Below are 14,023 nucleotides of genomic sequence, written 5' to 3'. Positions count from 1 at the left end.
CGGCTCTCTCATCATGTTTGAGGGTCAGGGAAAGACGAGGAAAGCCGCAGATGTCAAATCTGGGGAGATATGTACGGCTTTCCTCAAGGATCCGGCCACCAAGAGGAACAAGTGGCCGGATCTGTTCGAAGGGATCAGGCGAAGGCCTGCAGCCCGGTCTGGGCGCGGCCCAGGATCAGCGCATGCACGTCATGGGTGCCTTCATAGGTGTTCACGGTCTCAAGGTTCACCATGTGACGGATCACGTGGAAGTCCTGGCTGATGCCGTTGCCGCCATGCATGTCACGGGCCAGACGCGCAATATCCAGCGCCTTGCCGCAATTGTTGCGCTTGATCAGCGACACCATCTCGGGCGCGGCTTTCGCCTCGTCCATCAGGCGGCCAACCCGCAGCGCCGCCTGCAGGCCCAGCGAGATCTCGGTCTGCATATTGGCGAGCTTCAGCTGGAACAGTTGCATCTGCGCCAGCGGCTTGCCGAACTGCTTGCGGTCCAGCCCATATTGGCGGGCACCGTGCCAGCAGGCCTCAGCCGCCCCCATCGCGCCCCAGGCAATGCCGTAACGCGCGCGGTTCAGACAGCCAAACGGACCTTTCAGACCGGAGACATCCGGCAGCAGGGCGTCTTCGCCCACTTCCACATTCTCCATCACGATCTCGCCGGTGATCGACGCGCGCAATGACAGCTTGCCTTCGATCTTCGGAGCAGACAGCCCCTTGGTGCCTTTGTCCAGCACAAAGCCCTTGATCTTGCCATCATGGGCGTCCGATTTGGCCCAGACCACAAACACATCCGCGATCGGCGCGTTCGAGATCCACATTTTCGAGCCGTTCAGAACATAGCCGCCGTCGACCTTCTTGGCGGTGGTTTTCATCGAACCGGGATCGGACCCCGCATCCGGCTCGGTCAGGCCAAAGCAGCCGATCCATTCGCCCGACGCCAGTTTCGGCAGGTATTTCGCGCGCTGCTCTTCGGTGCCATAGGCATAGATCGGATACATCACCAGCGAGCTCTGCACCGACATCATCGAACGATAACCACTGTCAATGCGCTCCACTTCGCGCGCCACCAGACCATAGGTCACGTAACCTGCGCCAATGCCGCCGAACTTTTCCGGGATGGTGGTGCCCAGCAGGCCCATTTCACCCATCTCACGGAAGATCTCCGGATCGGTCTCTTCCTTCGCAAACGCCTCGGTCACACGCGGCATCAGCTTGTCTTCGCTGTAGGCGCGGGCCGCATCACGGACCATACGCTCATCTTCGGTCAGCTGGTCTTCCAGCAAGAAGGCATCGTCCCAGTTGAAGGACGCAAGCGCCGGCTGGGATTGGGGGGAAAGATCTTTCGCCATATCTTTGTCTCCTGTTCGCGGCTTACGCGGCGGTTTTGCTGATAGCAGCTTCAATCGAAGCCTCGATGATGTCCATCGCCTCGTCGAGCTGTTCCATCGGAATGGTCAGTGGCGGCAGAAGGCGCACAGCATTGGCGCGGGTGCCGCAGGGCAGAATGATCAGACCACGCGCCTCGGCCTCGGCCACAATGGCCTGGGTCAGCGCGGGATCCGGGGCGTTGGTGTCACGGTCGGTGACCAGTTCAAAGGCAATCATCGCGCCCAGGCCACGCACGTCGCCAATCGCTTCCATCCCCTGACGCGCCGCCAGCGCGTTCAGACGGGATTTGACCTTCTCACCAATGTCAGTGGCGCGGTCGCAAAGCTTCTCTTCCTCGATCACGTCAAAAACAGCATTGGCCGCCGCCACCGCCAGCGGGTTGCCCGCATAGGTGCCGCCGATGCCGCCCACCGGGGCAGCATCGACAACCTCGGCCCGGCCAGTCACGGCTGAGAGCGGGAAGCCGCCCGCCAGGCCCTTGGCCATGGTCACCAGATCGGCGGCCACGCCCGCATGCTCAAACGCAAAAAGTTTACCCGTCCGCGCAATCCCCGCCTGCACCTCATCCGCAATCAGGATGATGCCGTAATCGTCACAGATCTTACGCAGCGCGCGCAGGAATTCAGGCTGGGCGATGTTGAAGCCCCCTTCGCCCTGCACCGGTTCAATGATCATCGCCGCCACGCGTTCCGGGTCGATCGAGCTTTTGAACATATTGTCCAGGATCGCCAGCGACTGTTCGACACTCACACCGTGGAATTCATTCGGGAACGGCGCATGCAGCACTTCCGGCGGCATCGCCCCGAAGGCTTTCTTGTAAGGGGTCACCTTGCCGCAAAGCGCCATGCCCATCAGGGTGCGCCCATGGAAGGCGCCGGAAAAGGCAATCACACCCGAGCGGCCGGTATAAGCGCGCGCCATCTTGACCGCGTTTTCCACCGCTTCCGCGCCGGTCGTGACCATCATGGTCTTCTTCTTGAACGCCCCCGGCGTCGACGCGTTCAGACGCTCCGCCAGCGCGATATAGCTTTCATAAGGCGCCACGTGGAAACAGGTATGGGTGAACGCCTCGGACTGCGCCGCCACCGCCGCCATCAGCTTCGGATGACGATGGCCGGTATTGTTCACGGCAATGCCCGCCGCAAAGTCGATATAACGCTTGCCATCGGCATCCCACAGCTCGGCATTCTCTGCGCGCACCGCATAAATGCCACGGGTGGCCACACCATTGGCAACAGCCTCGGCGCGGCGGGATTTGAGGGTTTCAGTCTTGCTCACGTGAGGCTCCTCCACAGGTGACGGTATGTGTCTCCCCCAAAAAATCCGGGATCGATTCACATATTCATTGATTCTCGCATCCTGTATTGCTCAATTTATTGAGCATTGCTAGAGGTGAGTTTGGACAAAACTCGCTGAATCGCCCAATCTGGCAAAAAGCGATGAAAGGACCCAATCCATGGTGGACGAATTTGACGTTGGCACCCGTTTGAAGCAGCTAAGACAGCAATTCAACATGTCTCAAAGGCAGCTCGCCGAATCCGCAGGCGTGCCACACGGGCAGATCTCGATGATCGAAACCAACAGATCCAGCCCTTCCGTCGCAAGTTTGCGCAAAATTCTGGGCGGTTTCGGAATTTCCATGTCAGAGTTTTTTGAACCCGACGCAACAACAACCTCACAAAACTTCTTCACACCCGCTGAACTCAGAGACCTCACATCCCTCCTCTACCAGGGAAACGAAGCCGCCCAGAAAAAAATAACCCTCAAACAGGTCGGAGACGCAAAACTCCACGGCCTCCAGATCCTACACGAAAGATACGAACCCGGCGCCGATACAGGCGAAACCATGATCGAACATGACGCAAATGAAGGCGGTATCGTCATCGAAGGCGAACTCGAAATCACCGTCGGACCAGAAACCAGAACCCTCAAAGCCGGCGACGCATACCTCTTCAACTCAAGAGAACCACACAGATTCAAAAATAACTCAGACAGAGTATGCAAAGTCATCTCAGCTTGCACTCCACCATACCTATAAAGGATCGGAGCGGGCGGAGGGATCAGGGAACGACCCGGCAGGCGCCACGCGGGTCAGGATGCCGGCTGGGGGCGATATCCTATCTGCCAAGCCCCTCATCACATAACCGATACCAGGCAAAGGCCGCGGACAGGGCACTGCGCCGCCAACGGCCCAGTTCGAACCGGCGCAAAGGTCGTTGCATCAAACCGGGATGCGGACGGGCAGACCGCCCAAGCGCCATATCGGCGATCAACGCCCCCGCATAGGGCGCCATGGTCACGCCGCCGCCGTGAAACCCAAGCGCAGCCCAGGCCCTGTCCATCCCCGGCACCGGCCCCGCAAATGGCACGAGGTTGCGGGTCATGCAGATAAGGCCGGACCAGAAATACTCTGTCTCCACCTGCTGCCAGGCCGGGAACATCCGGTCGAAATCCGCCCGTGCTGTGGCCTCGGTGCGGGCCATCTCTGCCTCTGTCACCCGCACGGAGCCGCGCAACCCAAGCAACATGCGCCGATCCGGCAGCAGGCGGAAATAATGCAGCAATGTCCGGCTGTCGACGCACATCTGGTCCGAGGTCCAGCCCTGCGCCGCCAACTCGTCCTCGGCCATTGGGCGCGTCACAAGGATATTTGACTGCACCGGCAGATACCGCCCGGCCAAGGCGTCGGGCAGGTCCTCTGAGGAATAGCCATTGGTGCAGATCAGCAGGTGCCTGGCCCGCAGCCTGCCCTGAGGCGTCTGCAGGATATGCGGTGACCCTGGCGTGATCTCCATGACCGGCGCGTGGGAATGGATCCGCACCCCGGCGCGCTCTGCCGCCCCGGTCAGCCCCAGCACGAATTTCATCGGGTTGAGCGCAAAGCCGATCGGCAGGGTCACCGCCCCGTGAAAATCCGGGCTGGTCATGCCGCGGGCGGGCATCTCGTCTTTCGGGATGAACTGATAGGGCAACCCGTAGCGGCTGGTATATTGCTGGCCGTATTCTTTCAGCCCCTGCACCGCCTCGGGGCGATGGGCCAGATAGGTGTAACCGCTGGACTGGCGGTCCACATCCAGCGCAAACCGCTCCAGATAGGTTTCAACCAGATCCACCGCCGCCCGCTCAGCGTCAAAAAACAGCCGCGCATCCTCCGGCCCGTATCGGCGCAGGATCTGCCCATCATCGAGCTTTGCGGCCCCCAGTGAGACCAGCCCGCCATTGCGCCCCGATGCGCCCCAGCCGGGGGTCATCGCATCCAGCACCGTCACATCGGCCCCGGCTTCGGCCAGTTGGAGGGCTGCAGACAGGCCCGCATACCCGCCGCCAATCACGGCAAAATCCGTCTCTGCCTCACCATTCAGGGCTGGATATTCCGGTGCCGGGTCCGGCAGGAAGCGGCTCCAATACCGGTCGCGGATCGGGCGATCCGAATAGGCCAGATTTTCATAGATCCGCCGCATGCGCCCCCCTCAGCCGCGTCTCAGAGCCTGTCCCTGAGACTAAACCACAACATGGCCAGAACCAGAAGGGGCGAGCGCAGCGCGGGCCCGCCGGGGAAGCGTTGGGTCGGCACATTGGCCATGATGTCAAACCGTTCCGCCTGCCCCGCGATGGCTTCGGCCGCGATCTGACCCGACAGGGTGGCCAGCGCCACCCCATGGCCCGAAAAACCGGACAGCGAGAGGATATTGCCGCTGATCCGTTCCACATGTGGCATCCGGTTCATGGTGATCCCCAGCGTGCCGCCCCAGGCATAGTCGATGCCGATGCCTTTGAGCTGCGGAAAGATCTCCTCCATCGGGCGCCGCACCGCACCGGCAATATCGGACGGAAACTTGTAACGATAGCTTTCCGTGCCGCCGAAAAGCAGGCGGTGATCGTCGGAAAAGCGGAAGTAGTTGATCACGAATTTACTGTCGGCCACGGCATAGTTGTTGCGGATCAGATCTTCCTGCTGCGCCGGGGTCATGGGCGTGGTGGCGACAATGTAATTGTTGATCGGCATCACCCGCTCGGCCACATGGCGCTGCAGTTTTCCAAGATAGCCATTGCACCCCATCACCACATGGCGCGCCGACAGGGTGGCCCCGTCGGTGACCACCTTAGCCGGGTCCCCTTCGATGACCTCGCGGACCTTGCTTTCCTCAAAGATCCGCACCCCGGCCTGAACCGCCATCCGCGCCAGTCCCAAGGCAAATTCCAGCGGGTGGATATGCCCCGCCCCCAGATCCAGCGTCCCACCGTAATAGGCAGGCGAGTTCACCAGATGGCGACATTCCTCTTCATCGACAAAACGGATCTTGTCATAGCCGTATTCGTCATTGAGCTTGCGGGCATAGTCCCGGCTATGGGCAACATAGCGTCGGCGGTGATCGGTGTGCAGCACCCCATCGTGAAACTCCGCCCGCACCAGATCGGATTTCGACAGGTCCCGCACCAGATCCACCGATTGATTGGCCAGCGCCCACAATTCCTGCGCATGGGCCTTGCCAACCATATTTTCCAGATCATCCTGATCGAGGCGCTGCCCCTGCCCGACCTGCCCGCCATTGCGCCCCGAGGCCCCGAACCCCACGCGTTGCGCCTCAAGCAGCACCACATCATAGCCCTTCTGCGCCAGGTGCAGCGCGCTTGAAAGCCCCATGAACCCACCTCCCACAACACAGACGTCGCAGGTGATCTCTCCCCGGGCCTTCTCGAACCGATCCAGCGGCGTGGCGGTGGCAGCATAATAGGAGTGCGGATATTCCCCCGCACGATCATTGACGGTCAGCAGATCCATAATGTCCTCGCATTTCCCGGTTGGATATCAAGCATTCAGAAGAAGGTGACGGCGTTCCCAGGGCGAGATTTCACGCTGGTATTCCTCGTGCTCCGCCCATTTGATATCGGAATAGAGCTTGCAAAACTCCTCCCCCAGCACGGCCCGGATCTCATGCGCTTCATCAAACAGCTCCAGCGCCGCCTGCAACGAAACCGGCAGCGGCTCCTCCGCCTCCCAGACCTCCTTGGTCGCCTCCGCGCGCGGCTCGACCCTGTTCATCATGCCCAGATAGCCGCAGGCCAGCGAGGCCGCGATGGCGATATACGGGTTGCAATCCATGCCAATCACCCGGTTTTCCAGCCGCCGCGCCGCGGGGCCGGAATGGGGCACGCGCAGCCCGGTGGTGCGGTTGTCCGCCGCCCATTCCAGATTTGACGGCGCCGACTGCCCTTCAACCGTGATCCGCCGGAACGAGTTCACATAGGGCGCCAGCAGCGGCACCACATCCATCATGTATTTCTGCGATCCGCCGGTGAACCAGCGAAACAGGTCCGACGCGGCGCCATCTGCGTCCGAGAACACGTTCTGGCCGGTGCTGCTGTCCACAACCGACTGGTGCACATGCATCGCACTGCCCGGTTCATCCCGCATCGGTTTGGCCATGAAAGTGGCAAAAACACCGTTTTTCAACGCGGCCTCGCGAATGGTGCGTTTGAACAGAAAGACCTGATCGGCCAGATAGACCGGGTTGCCATGATTGAGGTTGATCTCGATCTGACCAGCCCCGCCTTCCTGGATGACCGTGTCGATTTCCAGCCCCTGCGCCTCGGCAAAGTCGAAAATCGTGTCGATCACCGGCCCGTATTCATCCACCGCCGACATCGAATATACCTGACGGCTGGCCCCTTGCCGCCCGGTGCGCCCGATCGGCGCTTCGATCGGTTCATTCGGGTCAAGATTGGGCTTGGTCAGGTAAAATTCCAGCTCTGGCGCCACCACCGGATCCCATCCCTGCGCCCGGTAAAGACCCACCACATGTTTGAGCAGGTTGCGCGGCGCAATCGGCAACGGATCCCCCTCGCGGGTGAACATGTCACAGATGATCTGCACCGTGGCATCATCAGCCCAGGGCACCGCATTGGCGGTGGACATGTCCGGGTGCAGCACCACGTCGCGCTCCAGCCACTGGTTCTCGATCTCCATGTCCACATATTCGCCGGAAATCGTCTGGTAAAAGAGGGAAATCGGCAGCGCCAGCGCCTCGTCCGGGTCAAATTTGACCGCGGGCATCGCTTTGCCGCGCGAGGTACCGGCAAGGTCGGGAATGATGCATTCCACCTCCTCCACGCGGCGCCCGCGTGCGTATTCGGTAAACTCTTCGGGCAGGGTGCTCATCCAGCCGCTGCGGCGATCCTGTGTCATCTGTCCTCCTTTGACGCCCAATTGACATGGGGCGCTCAGATCTGGATGCACTTTTGATCAAAAGTGTGCAGCGCGTCAAGATATTCCTTCACCGCGCACCCGGCCAGCGAGGGTCATGCGGTGAGGGATTTTTGCACAAACCCCATACCCTGGCGGATATCTTCGGCCATGGCAGCCCCGACGGCTGTCGGATCTTTTGCCCGCAATGCCCGGATCGCTTCCATATGCTGGTCACTCTGACCTGACGTGCCAAACCGGCCACACCCCACCCGCAAGGAGGGGCCAATCTGCAGCCAGAGCATCTCGGCATGGCGCAACAGAATATCGGCCTCAGATGGGGCATATAGCGCAAAATGGAACCGGTAATTGGTTTCCAGATAGCCCCGGATATCGCCCAGATCAATCGCCTCGCCCATGGCGTCGTCAATTTCCTCTAAGCCATCAATACCGTTTTTATCCAGACGCTTAGCGCCCATCTCTGCCAATTTTGGCTCAACTGAAAGACGCAGGATTTCGATCTGGTCAAACCGCTCCTTGGTCATGACCGGAACCGCCACACGCCGGTTTTCCAGAACTTCAAGCGCGCCTTCCGTGGTCAGTTTTCGAATGGCTTCACGCACGGGAGTCACCCCCGCCCCAATCGCCTCTGCCAAGCCGTGAATGGTCAGTGGCTGACCGGGCAGCACCTCTCCAAACAGGATCATTTCCTTGATTTTCGTGTAATAGGTTTCATGAACCGGACGGCGACCTGTCAATCTGCTCATCACATTCTCCAACTGGCGGCGAACCTTCTGTCAGGGTGTAGCAGATCGCGCCGCGCGCAGCAAACCGGTCACGCCACGAGGGGTTGCAGTTTTGATAAAAACTGTAACACGCTCCGGGAAATCACCCCCCGAACAGGTCCGGAGGGCGCGGTATTTTCAGAATCGCACCAGTTTGCGCCCTTCCAGCCGATAGCCTTCCGGCGCGATTTCAGAGCGAAATTCCGGCACATGGCTGACCAGCAGAATCGCCTGATCCAACCCTTTGAGGATTTCGATCAGGCGGGCGTAATTGTCCGGGTCAAGCGCATTGGTGGGTTCATCAAGGATCAGCACCTCGGGCTCCATCGCCAGAACCGTGGCCAGCGTGACCAGTCGCTTCTCACCACCCGAAAGCTTGTGAGTGACCCGATCACGCAGATGGATCAGCCTCAGGCGCGACAGCACCCGGTCCACAATCGCCAGCGCCTCGTGCTTGGATTTGCCCAGGTTGAGCGGCCCGAAGGCCACATCTTCGGCGACGGTCGGACAGAACAGTTGATCATCCGCATCCTGGAAAACAAGCCCGACCCGACGGCGCATTTCGTGGAAATCCGCCTCGGCGATGCAGGGTTTGCCAAAGGCTTTCACCGTGCCGCTCATGGGGGTGATCAACCCCATGATGATCTTGAGCAGGGTAGATTTGCCCGCCCCGTTTGGCCCGACCAGCGACAGGCGTTCCCCCGGTTCCAGCCGCAGCGCCGCCCCTTCCAGCACCGGGTCCAGCCCCGGATAGGCAAAGTGGATATCTTCCAGCTCAATGAGTGGCATAGAGAACCTCGGCGCCGATCAGTGTCAGCAATGCAACCGCCAGAGACAGGGCAAACAGGATGTCGGACCGGCTCAGCCGGAACTCTTCAAGCAGCAGGATACGGCCCGAGAACCCCCGGCATTTCATCGCCGCCAGAATGCGTTCGGAGCGCTCGATCGCCCGCACCAGCATCATCCCCACCAGATAGCCATAGCTGCGATAGGTGTGCCAGTTGGTGCCGGGGCGAAATCCGCGCAGTTTCATCGAGACACGCAGGCGCAGGTATTCCTCACGCAGCACTTCGATATAGCGGATCGTGAACATCATCAGATGCACCAGCCGCGCCGGGGTTTTCAGCGCAAATAGCGCATGCCCCATGGTCACCGGCTCCATCGTGCCCACCAGTGTCATCACCGCAAGGATCACCGCGTTGGCGGTCAGCGCAATTTCCACCGCGCGCCACAACCCTTCCCAGCTGGCGGCAACCCCCCAGATCGTGAAGATCGGCGTCCCCGGCATGGTAAAGGGCAGCAGCACCAGCATGAAGATGATGAAACTGTCCATCATCGCCATCCGTTTCAGGGTCTGGCGAAACGGCAGGCCGGACAGGCAGAGCAGCCAGACCGACAGGCCCATGGCGCCGGTCAGGACCCGAAGGTCACTGAGCCCAACCACGACAATCGCATAGGCCAGGGTCATCACGATCCGCATCCGCGGGTCCAGCGCAGAGACGGCGGCGCGAAAGGCGCCAAAGCCGGACAGGGGTTTTTCGACACCCGTCAGAACATAGGTCATTGTCCATCCCCCATCTTGCGCCGTGCGGCGATATAGAAGACCACGCCGAACAGGCCGAAAATATAGCCGATCCCGCCAAGGATGGACTGGAAATTCGCCTCATTCTTCAGCGCGGTGATTTCCTTGCGCAGCGGGCGCAATTCGGTGCGCAGCATGGTCGCAAGCTCGGATTGGGCCTGATCAGACAGCCCGGCATTTGACGCCATCATCTGTCCGGGCACACCTTGCAGCACCGACGCCGCGGCGGCGGGGTTGGGGGCGGTGGGGCTTTGCCCCATCAGCTCTGCCACTTCCGCACCGGGCATGATCACCTCAGCCACATGCCCCGCCCCCAGATCGCCCCGAAACACATGGGTGATCGGCTGGGCCGGTGTGAACAGAAAGAACCCGTCCGCATCGGTTTTGGTCTCTCCGATCTTGGTGCCCGCCTCATCAAACACCTCAATCAGCAGGTCAACGGCCATGTCCCCATTGGAAAACCCGACCTCGCCCTCGATATTCGATCCGGACGGGAAGACGGCAGAAATCACGTTATGGGCATAAGCCGGCAGGACCGGCAACGCCAGAAGCGCGGTCAGAAAGAAGGCCCGGATCATGTCAGCCCTCCTTTCACATCCATGAACAATTCAGGTTTGACACGGCGGGCCAGGAAAATGGCGGCGCCGGACAACAACGCCTCGATCACCATCACCGGGATATGGGCAAAAAACACCAGCTTTGCAGCGGGCAGGAACTCATCCCCGGTCAGCGCGAGGGAAATCGCCACGGCAATGGTGGTGGCCGCGATGGCCATACCCCCGCCGATGCCCCCCCAGATCGCGCCCTGACGCGGAGAGCCCCGCGCCACAAGCGGGCGAAACGCCAGCCCGACCAGCACCGCAGGCAGCGCGATATTCACCGCATTCACCCCCAAAACGGTCAGACCGCCAAACCCAAAGAACACCGCCTGCAGCAACAGCCCGACAAACAGGGCCGGAAAGGCGGCCCAGCCCAGCACAAGCCCGGCCAGCCCGTTCAGGATCAAATGGACCGAACTGGGCCCGATCGGCACGTGGATCAGCGAGGCCACAAAAAAGCTTGCCGACAGCACACCTGCCGCAGGAATGCGTTCAAGGGTGAGATCCTTCAGGCCCATGGCAAGCCCGCCAACGGCCAGAACCGCACCGCCAATCACCACCGGGTTGGACAGGGCGCCATCTACGATATGCATTCTGCCCCCTCCCCTTTTTGACTGTGGAATGCGCGCGTCATTTCAGATCCTCCGCCCGGATCCACAACACGGCATCCTGGCTCAGTTCCTTGCCCTCATGTTCCGTCTCAGGTCCGGTTCCCAGGGCCGCGAAGCCCCAATAGCCGGATTTCGGAATGCCGAAGGTAAAGACGCCATTGGCATCCGTCAGCGCAACAATGCTCCCTCCGCCCATTGGCTGAACGGTGCTGCCGGAGGTGGCAAACCGCTCCAGATCCGGTTCGGCCGCCATATATTCGATTTCGATCTCGGCGCCGGCAACGGGTTTCCCTTCGGACAGGACCTGCCCCGAGAAGGTCGAGCCGGTGATCACGTTATAAGGTTTGTTGAGCGGCAGGATTTCGGTCGGCAGACCCACCGGCTGATCCCAATCGGTGGGCAGGGTGTTGCGATTCAGAACAACCTTGGCAATCTGCTGGATATAGATGTCTTCGCTTTGCTCATAATAGGGGGCGGGCACCGTCACCACCACGTAATCGCCCGACCGTTTGACCGGCACGCTGGCCCGATAGGCGGCAGCCTCGTTCGAGGCCCCTTTGAAGGTCGCAGGCTCCAGACGATCCATCAGGTCGGTCTTTTCGCCATTATGCACCATGAAAAATTCCTGCGGCTGGCCCATGTCCATTGCGTGCCCGTTTTCCATCGGGTGCCAGAAGATCAGCCCCATCGGCACGTCCCCCGGACGCGCGATCAGCGCATCCTTGGTATAGTTCAGCTGGAAATGCGCAGAGGCCGTGACCGGCAGCAATGCGGGAAGGGAAATGGCCAGTGCTTTGGCCAGAAGGGTCGTTTTCATATCGTCCTCATTCGACAGTGCGGACACGTCTTTCGCGCGCCCTGCAAGCAGGAATGAACAACGGGGAGTTGGCACGGTGGGTCCGGTTTTCGTTCTGGGACCGCCGGGCCAGACGCTCACCCCGGCGTCCGGTTGGAAATGGGCAAGGTCTCCCTGGCCCAGTGTCCGGCAGGTCTCCTGACTCGCGGGTCAAAGCTTGGCTGGCCTTCCCGAGGCGCCTTTCGGCGGCTTCCCAGTGGCATGTTCAGCGTCGCTCACCGCTCACAGTTGCGGGGGCAGTCACGGAATTGGCGCCTGTTGGCTACACCTCACCGTATTCCCTATTGCTACCGCGGAGCCTCTGCTCGCGCGGAACCGATCACAGGGTCTGAATGTCAGATCAAGGCCCCGGATGTCAAGATGCAGCGCCCCTTTCCACAGGTCGCAATCAGGCGACAGTCGGTCGCGAGTTTGCGCAAGGCGTTGAATTCAATCACATTTGAAAAGGTAAGAAAAACGGGCCCTAAAGCCGCCACCCAAATCCGCGGCGAATCACCACCCGCAGGGACTGTCACGTTGTCAGTCGCGCAGCATCCGCAGCGCCCCGAGGGCCACCAGAACCAGATAGGCCACACTGCACAGCAGGAGCGTCAGCCAGATATAGGTCACAAAGGCCGCCCCGAACACGCCCACAGCAACCAGCACGTATTTCACATGCTCCCGATGCACCCGCGTGGTTTTGAAAGACGGGGTCGGAATGCGACTGATCAGCAGGAACGCCACCAGCATCAGGTAAAGCACCGTGATCCCGTCCGGCAGAGGGCCCGACTGCACAAACACCCGGTCCAGATAGATCGGCACCAAGGCCAAAAGCGCCCCGGCCGGCGCGGGCACCCCAACGAAATGCGCCGAGCTGCCGCCCTGTTCGGATTTGTTGCCCACATTGAACCGCGCCAGACGGATCAGGCAGCAGATCGCAAAGGTCAGCGCCGCCAGCCATCCCAGAGAGCGCAGATCCTGCAGCCCCCAGAAATAAAGAATGAATGCGGGCGCCACGCCAAAATTCAGGAAATCGGCCAGGCTGTCCAGCTCGGCCCCCATTTCGGACTGCCCATTGACCAGCCGCGCCATCCGGCCATCCAGACCATCCAGCACCGCCGCCAGCAAGATAAACCCAACCGCCCAGCTGACATGGCCCTGAATGGCAAACCGGATCGCGGTCATACCCGCACAGACCGCCGCCACGGTCATCACATTCGGCACCAGTTGGATCAGGGCAACCTTGCGGGGCGCCTTTTGGGGGTCATCAAGCATCGGCGCTGCCGTCTGCCTCGGACGCGTCGGTCAGCTCTGCAATCAGCGTCTCACCCGCGATCATGGTCTGGCCCAGACGCACCATCGGCGCGACCCCTTCCGGCAGATAAACATCCAGACGAGAGCCGAAACGGATCAGGCCGAACCGCTCCCCAAGTCCCAGACGCTGCCCTTCGCCGGTGAAACAGACAATGCGGCGCGCCACGAGACCCGCGATTTGCACCACGGCAATGTCGCGCCCGTCGGGCATTTCGATCCGCAGGCTGTTGCGCTCATTGTCCTTGCTGGCCTTGTCGAGCGAGGCGTTGAAGAACTTGCCCGGGCGATAGGCGATCTTGACGATCTTGCCGCCCACCGGCATCCGGTTCACATGGCAGTTGAAGACCGACATGAACACGCTGACGCGGGTCAGCGGCTTGTCTTCCATCCCCAGTTCCGCCGGGGGCACCGCCGGTTCGATCAGCGACACCACCCCGTCCGCCGGGCTGATGATTACATCATCGCGCACCGGCGACATGCGTTCGGGATCGCGGAAGAAATAGTAACACCAGACGGTCAGCCCGACCCCGATCCAGCCGAGCGGCTCCCACAGCAAAAACAGCACCACGGTGATCGCGGCAAAAATGGCAACAAACCGACGCCCCTCGGGATGCATCGGTTTGACGAAGGTAGACATCATATTCACGGCAGGTTTTCCGATCAAAAAAGTTCGCCCCAAAATACGCAGCGCGATTGGGAAAGCAAGCGGCATCACCCGCCCCCG

The 14,023-nt window shown here is 60.8% G+C and carries 14 protein-coding genes and 1 riboswitch; of the genes, 1 reads left to right on the top strand and 13 read right to left on the bottom strand.

The window, feature by feature from the left end; all coding sequences use genetic code 11:
• Positions 1-134: 134 nt before the first annotated feature.
• Complete coding sequence (locus tag K3J57_RS16025) at positions 135-1,349, bottom strand: acyl-CoA dehydrogenase (RefSeq protein WP_259791632.1); 1,215 nt, start codon at positions 1,347-1,349, stop codon at positions 135-137.
• 22 nt (positions 1,350-1,371) lie between these two features.
• Positions 1,372-2,667 carry a 4-aminobutyrate--2-oxoglutarate transaminase gene (gene gabT / locus K3J57_RS16020; protein WP_259775723.1) on the bottom strand — a complete coding sequence of 432 codons (1,296 nt, stop codon included), beginning with the start codon at positions 2,665-2,667 and terminating at the stop codon, positions 1,372-1,374.
• Between the two features lie 178 nt (positions 2,668-2,845).
• Here gabT and K3J57_RS16015 point away from each other — a divergent pair, with 178 nt between their 5' ends.
• Complete coding sequence (locus tag K3J57_RS16015) at positions 2,846-3,427, top strand: cupin domain-containing protein (protein ID WP_259775724.1); 582 nt, start codon at positions 2,846-2,848, stop codon at positions 3,425-3,427.
• 79 nt (positions 3,428-3,506) lie between these two features.
• Here the strand turns inward: K3J57_RS16015 and K3J57_RS16010 are convergent, their stop codons facing one another.
• From K3J57_RS16010 to K3J57_RS15960, 11 genes are all read right to left on the bottom strand, one after another.
• Positions 3,507-4,850: an NAD(P)/FAD-dependent oxidoreductase gene (locus K3J57_RS16010; protein ID WP_259797908.1), complete on the bottom strand. Its 1,344-nt coding sequence runs from the start codon at positions 4,848-4,850 to the stop codon at positions 3,507-3,509.
• A gap of 20 nt (positions 4,851-4,870) precedes the next feature.
• Positions 4,871-6,172 (bottom strand): NAD(P)/FAD-dependent oxidoreductase, encoded by a 1,302-nt coding sequence (locus K3J57_RS16005; protein ID WP_259787226.1) that lies wholly within the window; start codon positions 6,170-6,172, stop codon positions 4,871-4,873.
• A 27-nt stretch (positions 6,173-6,199) separates the two neighbouring features.
• The gene (locus tag K3J57_RS16000; RefSeq protein WP_375542848.1) at positions 6,200-7,576 is read right to left on the bottom strand and encodes a glutamine synthetase family protein; all 1,377 of its coding nucleotides are present in this window, start codon (positions 7,574-7,576) and stop codon (positions 6,200-6,202) included.
• Positions 7,577-7,689: 113 nt separating this feature from the next.
• Positions 7,690-8,340 (bottom strand): GntR family transcriptional regulator, encoded by a 651-nt coding sequence (locus K3J57_RS15995; RefSeq protein WP_259797906.1) that lies wholly within the window; start codon positions 8,338-8,340, stop codon positions 7,690-7,692.
• Between the two features lie 156 nt (positions 8,341-8,496).
• Positions 8,497-9,147: an energy-coupling factor ABC transporter ATP-binding protein gene (locus tag K3J57_RS15990; protein ID WP_055191351.1), complete on the bottom strand. Its 651-nt coding sequence runs from the start codon at positions 9,145-9,147 to the stop codon at positions 8,497-8,499.
• Positions 9,134-9,922: a cobalt ECF transporter T component CbiQ gene (cbiQ, locus tag K3J57_RS15985; RefSeq protein WP_259797902.1), complete on the bottom strand. Its 789-nt coding sequence runs from the start codon at positions 9,920-9,922 to the stop codon at positions 9,134-9,136. Before cbiQ ends, K3J57_RS15990 begins: the two co-directional genes overlap by 14 nt.
• Positions 9,919-10,518, bottom strand: coding sequence for a NikL family nickel/cobalt ECF transporter subunit (locus K3J57_RS15980; RefSeq protein WP_259797900.1), 600 nt, complete (start codon positions 10,516-10,518; stop codon positions 9,919-9,921). The genes cbiQ and K3J57_RS15980 overlap by 4 nt, the downstream gene beginning before the upstream one ends.
• Positions 10,515-11,132 carry a cobalt transporter CbiM gene (cbiM, locus tag K3J57_RS15975; RefSeq protein ID WP_055191346.1) on the bottom strand — a complete coding sequence of 206 codons (618 nt, stop codon included), beginning with the start codon at positions 11,130-11,132 and terminating at the stop codon, positions 10,515-10,517. The genes K3J57_RS15980 and cbiM overlap by 4 nt, the downstream gene beginning before the upstream one ends.
• 37 nt (positions 11,133-11,169) lie before the next feature.
• A complete protein-coding gene (locus tag K3J57_RS15970) occupies positions 11,170-11,967 on the bottom strand; it encodes a DUF4198 domain-containing protein (protein ID WP_259795117.1) in 798 nt (265 codons plus the stop codon).
• A gap of 150 nt (positions 11,968-12,117) precedes the next feature.
• Positions 12,118-12,341: riboswitch (cobalamin riboswitch) on the bottom strand.
• Between the two features lie 184 nt (positions 12,342-12,525).
• Positions 12,526-13,260: a CDP-diacylglycerol--serine O-phosphatidyltransferase gene (pssA, locus tag K3J57_RS15965; RefSeq protein ID WP_259787219.1), complete on the bottom strand. Its 735-nt coding sequence runs from the start codon at positions 13,258-13,260 to the stop codon at positions 12,526-12,528.
• Positions 13,253-13,945 carry a phosphatidylserine decarboxylase gene (locus K3J57_RS15960; protein WP_259797899.1) on the bottom strand — a complete coding sequence of 231 codons (693 nt, stop codon included), beginning with the start codon at positions 13,943-13,945 and terminating at the stop codon, positions 13,253-13,255. Before K3J57_RS15960 ends, pssA begins: the two co-directional genes overlap by 8 nt.
• Positions 13,946-14,023 lie beyond the last annotated feature (78 nt).

Source organism: Aliiroseovarius crassostreae (assembly GCF_025137635.1).
In the GTDB taxonomy this organism is placed as follows: domain Bacteria; phylum Pseudomonadota; class Alphaproteobacteria; order Rhodobacterales; family Rhodobacteraceae; genus Aliiroseovarius; species Aliiroseovarius crassostreae.
Note: the sequence above shows the minus strand (reverse complement) of the source record. Positions and strands in the feature narration are given on the sequence as shown.